At 67.0% G+C, this 17,260-nt stretch carries 12 protein-coding genes and 1 pseudogene; 11 read left to right on the top strand and 2 right to left on the bottom strand.

Annotated features, from left to right (window positions below; translation table 11 throughout):
• Window positions 1-78 precede the first annotated feature (78 nt).
• The 3 genes from groES to AC1DXI_RS17060 all read left to right on the top strand — a co-directional run bounded on the left by groES (window position 79) and on the right by AC1DXI_RS17060 (window position 4,417).
• Window positions 79-375: a co-chaperone GroES gene (gene groES / locus AC1DXI_RS17070; protein ID WP_018773735.1), complete on the top strand. Its 297-nt coding sequence runs from the start codon at window positions 79-81 to the stop codon at window positions 373-375.
• Window positions 376-456: 81 nt separating this feature from the next.
• Window positions 457-2,067 carry a chaperonin GroEL gene (groL, locus tag AC1DXI_RS17065; protein WP_018773736.1) on the top strand — a complete coding sequence of 537 codons (1,611 nt, stop codon included), beginning with the start codon at window positions 457-459 and terminating at the stop codon, window positions 2,065-2,067.
• A gap of 268 nt (window positions 2,068-2,335) precedes the next feature.
• Entirely contained in the window at window positions 2,336-4,417 is a 2,082-nt protein-coding gene (locus AC1DXI_RS17060) for an acyltransferase family protein (protein ID WP_476939583.1), read from the top strand.
• Between the two features lie 55 nt (window positions 4,418-4,472).
• Here AC1DXI_RS17060 and AC1DXI_RS17055 read toward each other — a convergent pair whose 3' ends face one another.
• The gene (locus AC1DXI_RS17055) at window positions 4,473-5,354 is read right to left on the bottom strand and encodes a DUF389 domain-containing protein (protein ID WP_476939582.1); all 882 of its coding nucleotides are present in this window, start codon (window positions 5,352-5,354) and stop codon (window positions 4,473-4,475) included.
• Window positions 5,355-5,656: 302 nt separating this feature from the next.
• Here AC1DXI_RS17055 and AC1DXI_RS17050 point away from each other — a divergent pair, with 302 nt between their 5' ends.
• The 3 genes and pseudogenes from AC1DXI_RS17050 (at window position 5,657) to AC1DXI_RS17040 (ending at window position 11,375) form a co-directional block, all read left to right on the top strand.
• A complete protein-coding gene (locus AC1DXI_RS17050; protein WP_476939581.1) occupies window positions 5,657-7,741 on the top strand; it encodes an acyltransferase family protein in 2,085 nt (694 codons plus the stop codon).
• 336 nt (window positions 7,742-8,077) lie between these two features.
• Window positions 8,078-9,418: pseudogene (gene guaB, locus AC1DXI_RS17045) on the top strand (IMP dehydrogenase); the annotation flags it as partial.
• Window positions 9,419-9,524: 106 nt separating this feature from the next.
• Window positions 9,525-11,375, top strand: a complete 1,851-nt coding sequence (locus AC1DXI_RS17040) for an ABC transporter ATP-binding protein (protein ID WP_476939580.1) — start codon at window positions 9,525-9,527, stop codon at window positions 11,373-11,375.
• On the opposite strand, the gene AC1DXI_RS17035 is transcribed toward AC1DXI_RS17040, so the two are convergent.
• On the bottom strand, window positions 11,362-11,982 hold the full coding sequence (locus tag AC1DXI_RS17035; protein ID WP_018773742.1) for a hypothetical protein: 621 nt from the start codon (window positions 11,980-11,982) through the stop codon (window positions 11,362-11,364). The genes AC1DXI_RS17040 and AC1DXI_RS17035 overlap by 14 nt on opposite strands.
• A 55-nt stretch (window positions 11,983-12,037) precedes the next feature.
• Between AC1DXI_RS17035 and AC1DXI_RS17030 the strand changes: the two genes are divergently transcribed.
• The 5 genes from AC1DXI_RS17030 to AC1DXI_RS17010 all read left to right on the top strand — a co-directional run bounded on the left by AC1DXI_RS17030 (window position 12,038) and on the right by AC1DXI_RS17010 (window position 17,118).
• Complete coding sequence (locus tag AC1DXI_RS17030; protein WP_018773743.1) at window positions 12,038-13,174, top strand: GuaB3 family IMP dehydrogenase-related protein; 1,137 nt, start codon at window positions 12,038-12,040, stop codon at window positions 13,172-13,174.
• Window positions 13,175-13,267: 93 nt separating this feature from the next.
• Window positions 13,268-15,019: a glycerol-3-phosphate dehydrogenase/oxidase gene (locus AC1DXI_RS17025; protein WP_018773744.1), complete on the top strand. Its 1,752-nt coding sequence runs from the start codon at window positions 13,268-13,270 to the stop codon at window positions 15,017-15,019.
• An 89-nt stretch (window positions 15,020-15,108) separates the two neighbouring features.
• A complete protein-coding gene (locus AC1DXI_RS17020) occupies window positions 15,109-15,597 on the top strand; it encodes a PTS sugar transporter subunit IIA (RefSeq protein ID WP_018773745.1) in 489 nt (162 codons plus the stop codon).
• Window positions 15,598-15,709: 112 nt separating this feature from the next.
• Window positions 15,710-16,612 carry an SURF1 family protein gene (locus tag AC1DXI_RS17015; RefSeq protein WP_476939579.1) on the top strand — a complete coding sequence of 301 codons (903 nt, stop codon included), beginning with the start codon at window positions 15,710-15,712 and terminating at the stop codon, window positions 16,610-16,612.
• The gene (locus tag AC1DXI_RS17010; RefSeq protein WP_476939578.1) at window positions 16,609-17,118 is read left to right on the top strand and encodes a DUF3817 domain-containing protein; all 510 of its coding nucleotides are present in this window, start codon (window positions 16,609-16,611) and stop codon (window positions 17,116-17,118) included. The genes AC1DXI_RS17015 and AC1DXI_RS17010 overlap by 4 nt, the downstream gene beginning before the upstream one ends.
• Window positions 17,119-17,260 lie beyond the last annotated feature (142 nt).

Below are 17,260 nucleotides of genomic sequence, written 5' to 3'. Positions count from 1 at the left end.
CACCGCGACGACGGTCTGTGCGCCTTGGCATCACCGCTTCATAGTCCACAAATTTGCTGACGAAAAGGAGAGGTCCGAGTGTCGGTCTCTATTAAGCCTCTTGAGGATCGTATTGTTGTCCGCCCGCTCGAAGCCGAGCAGACCACGGCTTCCGGCCTGGTCATCCCGGACTCCGCGCAGGAGAAGCCGCAGGAAGGCGAAGTTGTTGCAGTAGGCCCCGGCCGCTTCGACGACAACGGCAACCGCGTTCCCATCGACGTTGCCGTCGGCGACGTCGTCATCTACTCCAAGTACGGTGGAACCGAAGTCAAGACCGGCGGCACCGAGTACCTCGTGCTCTCCGCCCGCGACGTTCTGGCGATCGTCGTAAAGTAACTCTCTTGGACCCCCGCGCAGCCGATCCTTTCGCATTGAATGGATCAGTTGCGCGGGGTTCTGTCTTGAAAGGACAAAACCATGGCAAAGCAGCTTGCGTTTAACGACGCTGCCCGCCGGTCGCTTGAAGCCGGCATCGATAAGCTCGCCAACACCGTCAAGGTCACGCTGGGCCCGCGAGGCCGCAACGTCGTACTGGACAAGAAGTGGGGCGCCCCCACGATCACCAACGATGGCGTGACCATCGCCCGGGAAATCGAGCTGGACGACCCCTACGAGAACCTTGGCGCGCAGCTTGCCAAGGAGGTCGCCACCAAGACCAATGATGTTGCCGGCGACGGCACCACCACCGCCACCGTCCTGGCCCAGGCCCTGGTCAAGGAAGGCCTCCGCAACGTAGCGGCAGGCGCCGCTCCGGGCGAAATCAAGCGCGGCATCGAGGTTTCGGTCGAGGCCGTCGCTGCCCGCCTGCTGGAGAACGCGCGCCCGGTTGAAGGCACGCAGGTCGCCAACGTGGCCGCAATCTCCGCCCAGAGCGACGAGGTCGGCGAGCTCCTGGCCGAGGCGTTCGGCAAGGTCGGCAAGGATGGTGTGATCACCATCGAGGAATCCTCCACCACGCAGACCGAGCTGGTCCTCACCGAGGGCATGCAGTTCGACAAGGGCTACCTGTCCCCGTACTTCGTCACCGACGCGGAACGCCAGGAGGCCGTCCTCGAGGACGCCCTGATCCTGATCAACCAGGGCAAGATCTCCTCGGTGCAGGACTTCCTGCCGCTGCTGGAAAAGGCGCTGCAGAGTTCCAAGCCGCTCTTCATCATCGCCGAAGACGTCGAGGGCGAGGCCCTGTCCACGCTGATCGTCAACCGCATCCGCGGCACGCTGAACGTCGTTGCCGTCAAGGCGCCGGGCTTCGGTGACCGCCGCAAGGCCATGCTGCAGGACATCGCGACCCTCACCGGTGCGCAGGTTGTCTCCGCGGAGCTGGGCCTGAGCCTGGACACCGTTGGCCTCGAGGTGCTCGGCACCGCACGCCGCATCACGATCACCAAGGACAACACCACGATCGTCGACGGCGCCGGTTCGGCCGAGGACGTCGCCGCCCGTGTTGCCCAGCTGCGCGCCGAGCTGACCCGCACCGATTCGGACTGGGACAAGGAAAAGCTGCAGGAACGCCTGGCCAAGCTGGCCGGCGGCATCGGCGTGATCAAGGTTGGCGCTGCCACCGAGGTTGAGCTGAAGGAAAAGAAGCACCGCATCGAGGACGCCGTGTCCTCCACCCGCGCTGCCCTCGAAGAAGGCATCGTGGCTGGCGGCGGTTCCGCACTCATCCACGCGCTGAAGGCGCTCGACGAGGACGCTGCCGTCCAGGCCCTCGAAGGTGACGCGGCTGCGGCCGTCGGCATCGTTCGCCGCGCCCTGGTCCAGCCGCTGCGCTGGATCGCCCAGAACGCCGGCTTCGACGGCTATGTCGTGGCTGCCAAGGTGGCCGAATCCGCCGTGAACCAGGGCTTCAACGCCAAGTCCGGCGAATACGAAGACCTGATCGCCGCCGGCGTGATCGACCCCGTCAAGGTGACGCGTGCGGCTCTGCGCAACGCGGCCTCCATCGCAGCACTGGTCCTCACCACGGAAACCCTCGTGGTGGAGAAGCCAGCTGACGAAGACGAGCACGCAGGGCACAAGCACTAGGCTCTGCCCGCAGGGGGACGGTCCGGCAATTTGCCGGGCCGTCCCTTTTCTGTCGAGTCTCTGCTGCCGTTCTGCCGTGTTCTTGGCCGCAAGTTGCCGTGATTCTGGCAGAGTTAACCCGTCAGGCGCCGCTCCAGCGTCCCAGGTTCACTGGAAACTCCCACGTTGGCATGCCTCAATGGGGATCAGTGGCCGCCGCGGCGATTGGCCATCAAAATTACGTTTTGGTAACATGGAGGCTTTGGTTATCTGGTTGAGGGGTAGTTCTATGACACAGCAAGGAACCTTGCCCCGGCCTGCCCGGCACAATGCCGCGGCGGGGCACGATCCCGCACCCAAGACCGGCCGAAAATCCACCTTCAGGCCCGAAATCCAGGGACTCCGGTCCCTCGCCGTGCTGATGGTCATGAGCTATCACATTTGGCTGGGCCGAGTCTCCGGCGGCGTGGACGTTTTCCTGCTCATCTCGGCCTTCCTCATGACGCTGCAGTTCGTGGGCCGCTACGAGCAGGGCCGGTCCATGGCCCTCATCAAACACTGGCTGCACCTTTTCCGGCGCCTCGTCCCGGCCGCCGTCACCGTCCTGGTGGCCATCCTCGCTGCAACTGTCCTGTTCCTGCCCCGGACCCGGTGGATGGAAATCATCAACCAGGGCTGGGCCTCCCTGGTCTATGCCGAGAACTGGCTCCTGCAGACCCAGGCGACGAACTACTACGCCGCGGACCACAGCCAGGCCAGCCCCTTCCAGCATTTCTGGTCCCTTTCGATCCAGGGCCAGGTCTTTATCCTGTGGCCGCTCATTTTTGTGGGAGCCGCGATCGTCGCCAAGCGCTTCAAGCTCCGCTACCGCGTGCTGCTGTGCTACGTCTTCGCCGTGATCTTCGTTGGTTCGCTGCTCTACTCCATCGTCTTCACCCAGGCGAGCCAAACGGAGGCGTACTTCGACACCTGGGCCCGGCTGTGGGAGTTTGCCCTGGGCACGCTGGTGGCTTTGGCCCTTCCTGCCCTGCGGCTTCCGCGCGGCTGGCGGATCGGGCTTGGCTGGCTTGGCATTGTTGCCATGCTCAGTTGCGGCCTCCTGCTCAATGTCCAGGCTTCCTTCCCGGGGTTCGTGGCACTCTGGCCCACCCTGGCGGCAGCCTGCGTCATCGCCGCCGGACAGTCGGGGAGCAAGTTCGGCGTCGACCGGATCCTGAGTTCGAAGCCTTTGGTCCGGCTGGGTGACATTTCGTACGCCCTGTACCTGTGGCACTGGCCGGTCCTGGTCATCTCGCTTGCCGTGCTGCACAGGGACAAAGCGGGTCCGATCACGGGCGCCGTCATCGTCACCGTTTCACTGGTGCTCGCCTACCTCACCACCCGCTTCATTGAGAAGCCCTGGCGTGAGTGGCAGTGGCCGGAGGTGCGGCGGCGCCGCGCCCTCGTCGCCATCGCCGCGGTCGTCGCCACCGCCGCCGTGCCGCTGGCCGGGATTCAGATCCAGCAGCGCCTCGAAAGCGAGGCGGTACTGGCCCAGGCCCCGAAGAACAACCCGGGCGCCTTGGCGCTGATGCCCGGCTTTGTGGACCAGGCGGACGCCAACGCCGTCCTGCTCCCCACCCCGCAGACGCTGCCGCAGGACTGGGCCAGCCTCCCGAACTCGTGCTCCGGTGACCTGCAGCCGCAGGACAAGACGCTTCAGAAGGACTGTTTCCAGAACAATCAGTCGGACACCGGAGCGAAAAAGGTCCTGGTGATCGGTGATTCCCACGCCCAGCAGTGGCTGGGCTCAATCGGTCCCCTCAGCGATGAGAAGGGCTGGCGGCTTTACGCCATGCTCAAGGGCGCCTGCAAACCCAATATTGCGCCGCAGCACGTCTCCGCGGATTGCGACAATTTCAATGCGGCGGTCGCATCGGAAGTGAAGAACAACCCGCCGGACGCCATTATCATCGTGGGCACTGAAGCGGCGCCGTCGTCGCCACAGGAGACTGTGATCCCGGGCTTCGAAGCCACCGCGAAGTCTTGGGCGGACGAGGGCATCAAGGTCGTGGCGCTCCGGGACAATCCGCGCTTTGCCTTCAACATGGCAGAGTGCGTAGCGACCAAGGGTGCCGACGCGCCGGACTGCAGGCCGCGCGAGCAGGGCCTCCTGGCGGCGACGAATCCCTTGGCCGCGCTGGATGGCAAGCTGCCGGGCGTTGCGTTCGTTGACATGACTGACTTGATCTGCAACGGCACGGAATGCCCTGGCGCGGTCGGCAACACCTACGTCTACCTGGACAACAACCACCTCAGCCGGAGCTATGCGGCCAGCATGGCCCCCATGTTCAGCGAGAGGCTCCTCGCGGCGACCGGATGGGGCCCATAAGCCCGCCGGTTCCCGGGCGCGGCGGGCCATGGCGGGCGCCTGCGGCGCACATGCGTCAGCGCTGGGAGCGGTCCGCCCTGCGCCGCAGCTGCCGGGCGGCGTCCGGCGCCAGCCGCTTGGTCACCAGCCGGTAGAACAGCAGGACGCCGACGGCGGCCACCACGATTCCCAGTAGGTTCAGGAACAGCTGCACGGCGGAGCCGGCCGCCTTCTGGTACTCGCCCAGGACCAGTGCCACGGCGACAAACCCGGCTGCCGGCACCGTCGTGACGGAGATGAACACCCCGATCAGCGCCGCCGAGCGCCGGCTGATGACCGACAGCATCCCGGCTGTTCCGGCGAGGACGGCGACGATCAGGGAATAGGGGCCGGGGTGGTAGATGAATTCAACTGCCGAACCGTGGTCCAGCGCGTCTGTAGGGAACAGCCCGAGTGGTATGGAGAGCCACGCGGTCAGCGCGGCGGCCAGCATCGCGACGGGAAAGCCGACGCCGAGGGCCAGCGCCGCGTCACGTCCGAGCCGCCGCTGGCGCCGCACCAGGGCCACGGCCAGGGCAGCCAGCGGGCCGAACTCCGGGCCAACGGCCATGGCGCCGACGATGGCAATGGTGGAGTCCGTCACGATGCCGATGGCCGCCAGCTGCGTCGCCAGGACCAGGAACGCCAGGAAACTCCACGTCAGGCGCGAATCCTCGCCGGTCTGCCGCGACACCTCGTCCCAGATCACGGCGTCCGCGCCCTCACCTGGAGCCTCCGCTTCCGCCCGGTCGGCGCGGTCCGAGAGCACAAGGTCCGGTGCAATGACCGTAATCGACCCCCGTTGCTGGACATCGAGGGCGTGCAGCTTTTCCACGAGCCCCTCCACGGATTCCCGGGCCAGCAGAACCTCGATAACGTCCCCGGGCGGCGTGACGGAAGAATCCTTCGCCAGCGCCACTTCCGAGACGCCGACGTGATTTGTACAACTTTCGAGAACAACTCCGGACAATTCACCCGGAACACAAATGCGCAGCTGCACGATCACTTGGCGGCCTCCTCAGACTCGTACCAGCCTAGCTTCCGCCGCGCGGCCGACGACGCTGCCGACGACGCCGGCGGCCCCCCGAGAGCGCCGCCAGCGGGGCGCACGGAGGCCGCCGCCCCGGCCCCGCGGAGGACTTCGCGGCACCTGTGCGATTGGCAAAGAAAATTACGTTTCGGTAACATTGATGTTTTGGAAACCGGCCGGAAGGGTTATTTGTGTCGAACGAGCGAACCATCGTCACCCCGCCAAGGGCGGATGCAGGTTCTCCGGCGACCCGAAAAACTAGCTACCGCCCCGAAGTCCAGGGCCTTCGCGCCCTCGCGGTCCTCATGGTGGTCACGTACCACGTGTGGCTGGGCCGGGTCTCCGGCGGCGTGGACATCTTCCTCCTCATTTCAGCCTTCCTGATGACGCTCAGCTTCACACGGAAGGTCGAAAGCGGCGCGCCGCTCCGGCTGCTCAGCCACTGGCTGCATCTGCTCAAGCGCCTGCTGCCCGCCGTCGTCGTGGTCATTCTCGGCGTCCTCGCCGGCACCTGGGCCATCCTGCCGCAAAGCCGCTGGCCCGACGTCCTTGAACAGGCGTGGGCGTCCCTGCTGTACCGGCAGAACTGGCTCCTGGCGGACAGCGCGGTGGACTACTACGCCCAGGACCATTCGGGCGCGAGCCCGCTCCAGCACTTCTGGTCACTCTCGATTCAGGGCCAGGTGTTCGTGCTCTGGCCGCTCGTCTTCGCCGGCACGGCGCTGCTTTCCCGCCTGCTCCGCCGCTGGTCCGGCCAGGACCACGTCCTGCTGCGTTACCGGTCACTGCTGGTTGCGGCCTTCGGCGCCATCTTCGCTGTGTCCCTGGCGTACTCGATCCAGCAGACGGCCACGAACCAGGCCCACGCCTACTTCGATACCGGCGCGCGGCTCTGGGAGTTTGCGCTCGGCTCGCTCCTGGCCCTTGCCCTGCCGTATCTGAAGCCGGGCAGGATCCTGCGCGTCGTGCTCGGCTGGGCCGGCCTCGCGGCCATGCTTTCCTGCGGGCTGCTGCTGACCGTGGACCGTTCCTTCCCCGGCTTCATCGCGCTGTGGCCCACGCTGGCCGCCGCCGCGATCATCACCGCCGGTCAAAGCGGCAGCCGATTCGGCGTTGACCGCTTCCTGACCTGGAAACCCCTGGTGGCGCTGGGGGATAACTCCTATGCGCTCTACCTCTGGCACTGGCCGCTGCTGGTCCTGGCCCTCGCCGGGGCGGGCATCACGGCGCCCAACCTGTTCCAGGGTCTGTGCATCGTTGCCGCGTCCGTCGTCCTGGCCGTACTCACCACCCGTTTCGTCGAGAAGCCTCTGCGCGAATGGCACTGGCCCAAGCGCCGCGCCTGGCGTACCGCCGTCGTGATTGCCGCCTGTGGTGCCTTGCTGGCGGGTCCCGTCGCCGTGTGGCAGAGCCAACTCCTGGCCGACGAAGCCGAGGCCGCGTCCCAGCCCAAGGAACTGACCCCCGGCGCGGCCGCCCTGGCACCGGAAAACGCCGGCAAACCCACTCCGGCAGCCAAGATCATCCCCGCGCCGGCGGCGATGAAGAACGAGTGGGCGGACATCGATGGGCTGTGCACGGACGGAAACGTCCCAAGCGACCCCCTGCTGCAGGGCTGCCTGCAGAACAACAAGCCGGACAAGGTCACCAAGCGGATCGTGGTGCTCGGTGACTCGCACGCCCAGCAGTACATGGCGGCGCTGGGCCCCATCGCGAAAAGCCACGGCTGGGAAGTTGTCACGCTCCTGAAGGGCAACTGCCGCTTCGGCGGGGAGTCCCCGGAGCGGGACGCTGACTGCAACGCCTTCAACCGGGCCAGCGCGCAGTACGTCCTGGACCACCGCCCCGACGCCGTTTTCACGGTGGCGTCGCTGACCCACAAGGAAGCGCCCTTCGAGACCGAAGTGCCGGAGTACCTGGCGGGCATCAAGCCCTTCACCGACGCCGGCATGGACGTGGTGGGCATCCGCGACAACCCCCGCTTCAACATCAATATGCCCGAGTGCGTCCAGAAGAATGGCGAGGACGCCTCGGAGTGCAACGTGCCGGAGCAGGAATCGCTCGCGGGGTCCTCGCCGCTGGACGCGTACCGCGGCCAGGTGCCCAGGCTGCACCTCATGGACATGAGCGATTTCATCTGCGCCGACGGAACGTGCCCCGCGGTGGTCGGCAACGTTTACGTCTACAAGGATGACAACCATCTGACCAAGACGTACGTCCAGACCATGATCCCCATGTTCGAACGGCGGCTGCTCGCCGCCACCGGCTGGAAGTAGGCCGGCGCCCGCCGGCTGGACGTGGGCCGGCGCCCACCGGCTGGAAGTGGGCCGGCGCCCGCCGGCTGGACGTGGGCCGGCGCCCGCCGGCTGGTGCGGGCCCGGGCGGCCGGGGGAGCCCTCCGGGCATGGGGCGGCTCACATTGAAGCCGGACATTACCGCCCGGAATATGGCTATCGCCGCCAAGGTTCTACTATTTATTGAGGACTTCTGCACGAATCAACTGCACGAACCTTCTGCATGACCTTCTGCACAGGCCAGACCCGTAATGACGGGCTGGTCATCTGTTGCAACCCCTACCCGTGACCCCGTAACCCAAGGTAAGAGGCGCACTCATGACCCAGCCCGAACACGATCCCTTCGGCTTCATCGGCCTGACGTACGACGACGTCCTGCTCCTGCCCGGCCACACCGACGTGATCCCCTCGGAGGCGGACACGTCTTCCCGGATCTCCAAGCGCATCACGGTCCAGACCCCGCTGCTCTCCGCCGCGATGGACACCGTCACGGAGTCCCGGATGGCCATCGCCATGGCCCGCCAGGGCGGCCTCGGCGTCGTGCACCGCAACCTCTCCATCGCTGACCAGGCCGACCAGGTGGACCGGGTCAAGCGCAGCGAATCCGGCATGATCACCAACCCCCTGACCATCGGCCCCGAGGCCACGCTGGCCGAACTGGACGAAATCTGCGCCCGCTACCGCGTCTCCGGCCTGCCGGTCGTGGACGAGGGCAACAGGCTGCTGGGCATCGTCACCAACCGCGACACCCGCTTCGTGCCCGAATCTGACTTCCCGCTGCGGCTGGTCAGCGACGTCATGACCAAGATGCCGCTCGTGACCGGACACGTCGGCATCAGCCGCGAGGAAGCCTCGCACAAGCTGGCCACGAACAAGATCGAGAAGCTCCCGCTCGTTGACGAGCAGGGCCGGCTCAAGGGCCTGATCACCACGAAGGACTTCACCAAGGCCGAGCAGTACCCGCTCGCCACCAAGGACGACGAGGGCCGCCTGCGCGTCGGCGCGGCGATCGGCTTCTTCGGCGACGGCTGGGAACGTGCCATGGCGCTCATCGATGCCGGTGTGGATGCCCTCTTCGTGGACACCGCGAACGGCCACTCCCAGGGTGTGCTGGAAATGATCCGCCGGCTCAAGTCCGATCCCGTTGCCGCGCACGTGGACATCATCGGCGGCCAGGCCGCCACCCGCGAAGGTGCGCAGGCACTTATCGACGCCGGTGCCGACGGCATCAAGGTCGGTGTCGGTCCCGGGTCCATTTGCACCACCCGCGTGGTGGCCGGCGTCGGCGTTCCGCAGATCACCGCCATCTACGAGTCGGCGAAGGCTGCCATCCCGGCCGGCGTCCCGCTGATTGCCGACGGCGGCCTGCAGTACTCCGGTGACATCGGCAAGGCGCTCGTCGCCGGCGCCGACACCGTGATGCTCGGCTCCCTCCTGGCCGGTTGCGACGAATCCCCGGGCGACCTGATTTTCGTCAACGGCAAGCAGTTCAAGAGCTACCGCGGCATGGGCTCCCTCGGCGCCATGCAGACCCGCGGCAAGAACACCTCCTACTCCAAGGACCGCTACTTCCAGGCCGACGTCTCCGGCGATGACAAGCTCATCCCGGAAGGCATCGAGGGCCGGGTTGCGTACCGCGGTCCGCTGTCGTCGGTGAGCCCGCCGAAACCACAGTTTCGGCGGGCTCACCCGGTTCCAGGACGGCCCGATTCCAAGCAGCGGTGCCGCTCACGCCGGCTCCGGGTCCCGGAACTAGGCTGGAGGCATGTCAGAACTCCTGCCGGCCCGCGAGCCCAAACGCAAGCTCGCGCTCAAGCCCTACGCCCGCGCCGTGGCGCAAGTGCTGCGGGTGAGCTTCCGGGCCTCGCCCGCCGCCGTCGTCATGAAGGTCCTGGGGTCCCTGATCTCGGCGCTGCTGCCGCTGGTCACGACGTACTTTGCCGCCCTGACCACCACGTCGCTGGCCGCCGCCTACGCGGGCGACGCTGACGCCGGCCGGCAGGCCGTCGTGTACGTCATCATCACCGCGGCACTCGGGCTCTTCTGGGGATCGTTCAGCAGCGTGGACCGCTACATCCAGCAGCTCATGAGTTTCCGGGTCGGCGCGATCGTCGGGGACCTGATGTACGAGCGCTTCCTGTCCCTGGACTTCTGGCGCTACGACGACAAAGAGACCGTGGACCTGTACGACCGGGCGAAGCGTTTCTCCGACTCCTACGCCCGCGTCCTGGACCGGATTGCCGCCATCTTCACCCAGCTCATCTCCGTGCTGCTCGCGATCGGCGCGCTGCTGCTGGTCAGCTGGTGGATCGCCGTGATCGTCCTGATTGCGATCGTCCCCAGCGTCTACCTGCAGTTCAAGCTCTCCCGCGAACAGATCGCGCACTGGAACACCCAGGTCGATTCGCGCAGGCAGCGCAGGATGATCGAAACCAACCTCCTGCGTCCGCAGCACATCGCCGAGATGCGGCTCTACGGGATCGTCGGCTACCTGATGGGCCTGCGCTCCCGGCTGCGGGACGCCGATGAAAAGCGCCGGCTGGACTTCCAGAAGCGCTATATCCCCAAACAGCTCGCGGCCGATGCCCTGCAGTACGGCGCGGAGGTGGTCTCGCTGATCTGGGTGGTGGGCCAGATCATCGCCCGGGCCCAGCCGGTGGGGCAGTTCCTCTATGTCCAGCAGATTGTCAGCCGCGCCCTCTCGACCGCCAACAGCCTCGTCTCCTCACTGAGCTCGATCGACGAGGACCTGGCGAACCTCACGGACTACGAGCTCTTCATGGCCCTGCCCGTGCCGTCCGGCCACGCCCCGCCGCTGCTGCAGGCGCCGAAGACGGTGGAACTGCGGGACATCCGCTTCACCTACACCGGCAGCGAACTGGAGGTGATCCGCGGCATTTCGCTGACCATTCGGCAAGGCCAGCACATCGCGATCGTGGGGGAGAACGGCGCCGGCAAGTCCACCCTGATCCGCATCCTGGCCGGGCTGTACCGTCCCGACTCCGGGCAGGTGATGCTCGACGGCGTGGACCTCGCCGCCGTCGACGTCACCTCCTGGCACCGGCACCTGGCGGTGCTCAGCCAGGAGTTCCTCAAATACGAATTCGCCACCGCGGCGGAAAACATCTTCTTCGGCGACGTCGATTCGCCCCGCGACGACGGACGGGTCCGCCGCTCCGCCGCGGATGCCGAAGCCCTCGAATTCATCAACAAACTGCCCAACGGCCTGGACAACCACGTCAGCAACTGGATGGAGGACCCGCGCGGGCGGAAGGGCTCCGGTCTTTCCGGCGGGCAGTGGCAGCGGCTGGCGATGGCCCGGAACTTCTACCGCGGCGCATCATTTATGGTGATGGACGAGCCGACGTCGGCCATCGACGCGCTGGCGGAGCACCGGATCTTCACGCGGCTCTTCGCTGACCGCAGCAGCACCATCATCGCCATCAGCCACCGCCTGGCCACGATCGAGAAGGCCGATGTGGTCTACATGCTCGAGGACGGCCGCATCGTGGAACAAGGCACCCACAAGGAACTGGTGGCACGCCGCGGCCGGTACTTCCGGATGTTCGAGTCCCAGCTCACCGTCCCGGACACCGAGAACGTCAGCGGCGAGTAAGCGGAGCGCCCTCGATGGTCGTCCGCACCCGGGCCAGGCTGGGTTCCGGCGGGACACTGCTGAAACCGAAGCCGACGGCGGGGCGGACGGCGGCGAGCGGGCCGGCGTCGGCGCCGTCCCAGCTGACGGTCGCGGAGTCGATGCGATGCAGATCGGTGACCCCGTAGTATTCCCGCCGGCCGCCCTTGGCCGTGCCCGCAGTGCGTACGCCGGGGAGGACCCTGGCCGCAACGGGGCTGACCGCACGCAGCCAGCGCGGATGCACCGCCAGAGCCCGGGGGACCAGCCGCGCCACGGCGCCCAGCCGGGTGCGGGACCCGAGCCGGGCTCGGATCCGCAGCGGGCCGGCGTCGACCGCGAGCTGCCCGGCCCGATGCTCTGATGCCAGGGGCACGATACAGGTCTCGTCGAAGTTGTAGACCGCGCTGATGAAATCGGCGGCTTCGACGCTCGGCGCGAGCAGGATCCGGTGGCCGGAGGGCAGCTGGACCATCGCGTCGGTGAGCGGCCCGAAGGGGGACTGCGTCCATAGGCCCACCACCGCGCGCAGGCCCGATCCCGTGCCGATCCCGGCAATGTGTCCGTCGAATATCCAGCGCTGGTCCATGACGTTCACAGTACGTCGAAGCGGAGCCGCGCGTCCGCTGGGATAACCTAGAGCAGTGACTTACGAGATTGAGATTGGCCGAGGCAAGCGTGGGCGTCGTGCCTACTCCCTGGATGACATTGCGATCGTCCCCAACCGGCGCACCCGTGACCCCAAGGACGTCTCCGTCTCCTGGCAGATCGATGCCTACAAGTTCGACATGCCGGTCATCGCGGCGCCGATGGATTCGGCCATGTCGCCGGAGACCGTCATCGCCCTGGGCCGCCTCGGCGGACTCGGTGTGCTCGACCTCGAAGGCCTGTGGACCCGGTACGAGGACCCGCAGTCCGTACTGGACGAAATCGCGGGCCTGGCCGACGAGACCAACAGCCCGGCCGTCACCCGGCGCATGCAGGAGCTCTATCAGGCGCCGATCCAGCCCGAGCTGGTCACTTCCCGCCTCGCCGAGATCCGCGCCGCCGGCGTCACGGTGGCCGGCTCCCTGACCCCGCAGCGCACGCAGGAACACTACAAGACAGTGGTGGCCGCCGGCGTCGACATCTTCGTCATCCGCGGCACCACTGTCTCGGCTGAGCACGTCTCCAAGGACCACGAGCCGCTGAACCTCAAGCAGTTCATCTACGAACTCGACGTTCCCGTGATCGTCGGCGGGGCAGCCGGCTACACCCCGGCCCTGCACCTGATGCGCACCGGCGCCGCCGGCGTGCTGGTCGGCTTCGGCGGCGGAGCCACCACCACCACCCGCCGCGCCCTGGGCATCCACTCGCCGATGGCCTCCGCGATCTCCGACGTCGCGGCGGCCCGCCGGGACTACATGGACGAGTCCGGGGGACGCTACGTCCATGTGATCGCCGACGGCGGCATGGGATCTTCCGGTGACATCGTCAAGGCCATCGCCATGGGCGCCGACGCCGTGATGCTGGGCAGCGCCCTGGCCCGCGCCGACGAAGCCCCCGGCAAGGGCTGGCACTGGGGCCAGGAAGCCCACCACCTCGAACTGCCCCGCGGCGACAGGGTCAACGTGGGAACGGTCGGGCCGCTCGAAGAGGTTCTGTTCGGGCCCGGCCACCACACCAACGGAACCTCCAACCTCGTCGGCGCGCTGCGCCGTTCAATGGCGACCACCGGCTACTCGGACCTGAAGGAATTCCAGCGCGTCGACGTCGTCGTCTCGCCGTACGCCGGCAACTGAAACCGCACGCCGGGCGTTGATTGGCCCTGCCCATCCGGGAAACTTGGACGTAGTCTGGTGCCCTACGAGGTTCGATCCGGATGGAGGCGTGACATGAACAGTTTTCCCGGCGGTTCTGCCGAGGCCGGAGGTGCCCTCGGGCCAGCGGCACGCGAGGCTTCACTCACTGTGCTCAGGGGCAGCACCGCCCCCGGCAAAGAACTCGACATCCTGATCGTGGGCGGAGGCATCGTGGGTGCCGGCGCCGCCCTCGACGCCGTCACCCGCGGGCTCAGCGTCGGCATCGTCGAGGCGAACGACTGGGCAGCCGGGACGTCATCGCGGTCCTCGAAGCTCATCCACGGTGGCCTCCGGTACCTCGAAATGCTCGACTTCGGCCTGGTCAAAGAGGCACTGCATGAGCGCGGCCTCATTCTCTCCGTACTGGCACCGCACCTGGCCCGGCCGGTCCCGTTCCTGTACCCGCTCCACAAGCCGTTCCTGGAGCGGCCCTATGTCGGCGCCGGAATCGCCCTGTACGACGCGATGTCCATCACCGGCGGGCACAGCCGCGGCGTCCCCTTCCACAAGCACCTGAGCCGGCGCGGAACCCTGCGCGCCGCCCCCAGCCTCAAGGACGACGCCTTCGTCGGATCCATCCGCTACTACGACGGGCAAGTCGACGACGCCAAGTACGTCGCCAACCTCGTGCGGACCGCGGCGCACTATGGCGCCCACGCGGTCAACCAGATGTCGGTTGTGGACTTCGTGCGCGAAGGCGAGCGCGTGGTCGGCGCCAAGGTGGTCAACCACGAGGACGGCTCCAGCTTCAAAATCCGGGCCAAGCAGGTCATCAATGCCACCGGTGTCTGGACCGACGAAACCCAAGCCATGGTGACAGACCGCGGGCAGCTCAAGGTACGGGCCTCCAAGGGCATCCACCTCGTGGTGCCCCGCGACCGGATCCAGTCCACGGTGGGGCTGATCCTGCGGACCGAGAAGTCCGTGCTGTTCGTGATCCCCTGGGGCAGGCACTGGATCATCGGGACCACTGACACCGACTGGCACCTCGACAAGGCCCACCCCGCGGCCTCCAGCAAGGACATCGACTACCTCCTCGAACACGTCAACAAGGTCCTCAAGCGGCCGCTGACCCGCGAGGACGTCGAAGGCGTCTACGCGGGGTTGCGGCCGCTGCTGGCCGGGGAAAGCGATTCCACCGCCAAGCTCTCCCGCGAACACGTGGTGGCCCACCCCGTGCCGGGTCTGGTGGTGGTGGCAGGCGGTAAATGGACCACCTACCGGGTCATGGCCAAGGACGCGGTCGACGAGGCAACGCGCAGCATGGACGAGCGCGTCCCGGCCAGTTGCACGGAGTCCGTCCCCCTGCTGGGGGCGAGCGGGTTCAAGGCCGCATGGAACCAGCGGAACCGGATGGCGGAGGAGACCGGCGTCCACGTTGCCCGAATCGAACACCTCCTCAACCGCTACGGTGCCATGACGCCGGAGGTGCTGGCGCTCATCGCGGACAGTCCGGAACTGGCCGAGCCGTTGCCGGGCGCTGACGACTACCTGGCCGCCGAAGCCGTCTACGCGGCCACGCACGAGGGCGCCCGGCATGTCCAGGACGTCCTGACCCGCCGCACCCGGATTTCGATTGAAGCGTGGGACCGCGGTGTGTCCGCCGCTCCGGTAGTCGCTAAACTGATGGGAGACGTTCTCGGCTGGAGTGATGCGCAGCGCGAGGGCGAAATCAAGCACTATCTGGCCCGGGTTGATGCCGAGCGCCTGAGCCAACAGCAGCCGGACGACGAATCCGCAGATGCCGCACGGCTGGGCGTGGAGGACATTGTGCCCCTGCGCTGAGACTCAGCGCCGGCCGGCAGTGCAGGATTACAACGCTAGTCATTGGACTGCCGGCCGGCGTCACTGACGCCACTTCGAAGGGACATCTCTTGGCGGAACCACTGGACCGGTACGACGCCGAGCTCACCACACCCGAGATGGTGATCCTCGAAATGGATGCCACGGACAAGCTCGACGCCACTTCCCAGCTCGCGGAACGCATGCATGCGGCCGGACGAATTTCCGATCTCGAAGGCTTCCTCAAGCAGGTCAATGCCCGGGAGCACCAGCTCGCCACGGGCCTGCCCGGTGGTGTGGGCCTGCCGCACGCCCGCAGCGAGCTCGTGTCACAGACATCCATCGCGGTCGGCATCACGAAGTACGGCAGGGCGCTGGACTTCGGCGCGGCGGACGGCCCGGCCACGGTGATCCTGCTCATCGCCACTCCGGCGAGCTCCTTTTCCGATCACCTCGAAGTACTCGCGACCCTGGCACGCTCACTGTCGAAAGAGTCCTTCCGTGAGTCGCTCCGCCGCGCCTACGACGCCGAAGTGATCGCCGAGCTGATCAATTCCAGCCTGGTGTTCTTCGACCACTAAAGATTGGGGCAGGCCCTTTCGTGTCGACTCCGTCGCCACGCAGGGACCCGGCTGCCCCACTCTAGGCAGGCCCGTTTCGGTGTTCTACACAGGGACGAAGTACCTTTAAGGGGTGCTGAAAACTGCCCTCAAACCCCGCTGGATCGCAGGACTCGTGTTCGCGATCGCCATTTCCGGGGTCTTTGTGCTGCTCAGCCAGTGGCAGTTCGGCCGTTCAACGCAGGCCGAAGCCCCGGTCTCCACCACAACGGAGGAAACGCGGCAGCTCACCTCCGTCCTGCAGCCGGGCGGGTTCTTCCCCGGATCCGTGGCCGACCAGATGGTCACCGCCACGGGAAGCTACGACCCCCAGAAGCAGGTCCTCGTCGCCGGCCGCCTCAATGACGGCGCGAAGGGCTACTGGATCGTTTCGGCCTTCGCGGTCCAGGATGCCCCGGTCCTCAAGGGCGGAGGGGCCACACCGCAGACCTGGATTCCGGTCGCACGCGGCTGGGTGGCGGATCCCGCGGACGCCGTGGCGCCGCCGTCGGGCACCATCGAACTGACCGGGCGGCTGTTGCCGTCCGAGTCCCCGCTGCCGCAGACCGATCCCGGACCCGGCCGCGCCAGCGCCGTCTCGGTGGCCGAACTCATCAACGACTGGAACGTCAGCAGCTACCCGGGCTTTGTCGCAGCAACCACCGAACTGGCCGGCGGCACCGACGTCGGGGCTGCGGCCACCGGCGGCGACGTCAAACCCCTCCGGATCGGCCCGCAGCCGCCCGCGCAGCAGGTCAACTGGCTGAACCTCTTCTACTCCGTGGAATGGGTGGTCTTTGCCGGCTTCGCGCTGTTCATCTGGTGGCGGCTCGTCAAGGACGACTACCGCCGCGACCTCGAAGACGCGTTCGACGAGGAACCGGCCGGGGAAGAACCCCCCAACGACCGCCACGCGGCCTCCCACGAGGCGGCCGAAGAGCCCTCCGACTCCCACCCCACAGCCCCCCACCCCACAGACCCGAGAGTGCAATCATGATCGAGCCCCAGCCCGCCATCCAGCCGCAGACCACCAACGGCACGGGGAAGGCCGGGAAGAAGCGCCGCTTCGGCGGCACCGAGGCCCAAATCCGGTCCGCCCTGAAGTTCTACAAGGTGCTCGCCTACATGACGGGCACGATGCTGCTGCTGCTCTGCGCCGAACTGATCGCCCGGTACGGCTTCGGGCAGTACCTCTTCGCCGGCGGCACCAACGCCGTCACCGGCCAGCCGTTCGGCCTCGGATTCGCCGACGCCGAGCCTCCCGGGGTAATTGGGGGCGTCAACCTCTCCGTCACGGTCCTGATCGTGCACGGCTGGATGTACGTCGTGTACCTGATTTCCAACTTCCGGCTCTGGTCGCTCATGCGCTGGCCGTTCACCAAGCTGGTGGTTATGGCCCTGGGCGGCGTCGTGCCGTTCCTGTCCTTCTTCGTCGAGAAGAAGTTCCACGCAGAGGTCGAGGCCGAACTCGCAGCAAACCCGCAGGCGCCCCAGCGGTACTGAACCGCGGCCCTTCTGAACCGCAGCCCTCCTGAATAGGGACCCGACGCCGGCAACCGCCGTCGGGCATGTGAGTTCGCTTACCTCGGCCCGCGATTCGGGCCCGCACCGGCTTCTCAACGTGCGGGCGGGCGGCGGCGCAAAG

The sequence above is a fragment of the Arthrobacter sp. P1_H7 genome (assembly GCF_056405215.1).
The sequence above is the reverse complement of the archived record's forward strand: the minus strand, read 5'-3'. Positions and strand labels throughout refer to the sequence as shown.

Coding starts and splice junctions, on each gene's coding strand:
- groL (WP_018773736.1), top strand. CDS start 457: ATGGCAAAGCAGCTTGCGTTTAACGACGCTGCCCGCCGGTCGCTTGAA.
- AC1DXI_RS17025 (WP_018773744.1), top strand. CDS start 13,268: ATGAACAGTTTTCCCGGCGGTTCTGCCGAGGCCGGAGGTGCCCTCGGG.
- AC1DXI_RS17035 (WP_018773742.1), bottom strand. CDS start 11,982: ATGGACCAGCGCTGGATATTCGACGGACACATTGCCGGGATCGGCACG.
- AC1DXI_RS17060 (WP_476939583.1), top strand. CDS start 2,336: ATGACACAGCAAGGAACCTTGCCCCGGCCTGCCCGGCACAATGCCGCG.
- AC1DXI_RS17040 (WP_476939580.1), top strand. CDS start 9,525: ATGTCAGAACTCCTGCCGGCCCGCGAGCCCAAACGCAAGCTCGCGCTC.
- AC1DXI_RS17010 (WP_476939578.1), top strand. CDS start 16,609: ATGATCGAGCCCCAGCCCGCCATCCAGCCGCAGACCACCAACGGCACG.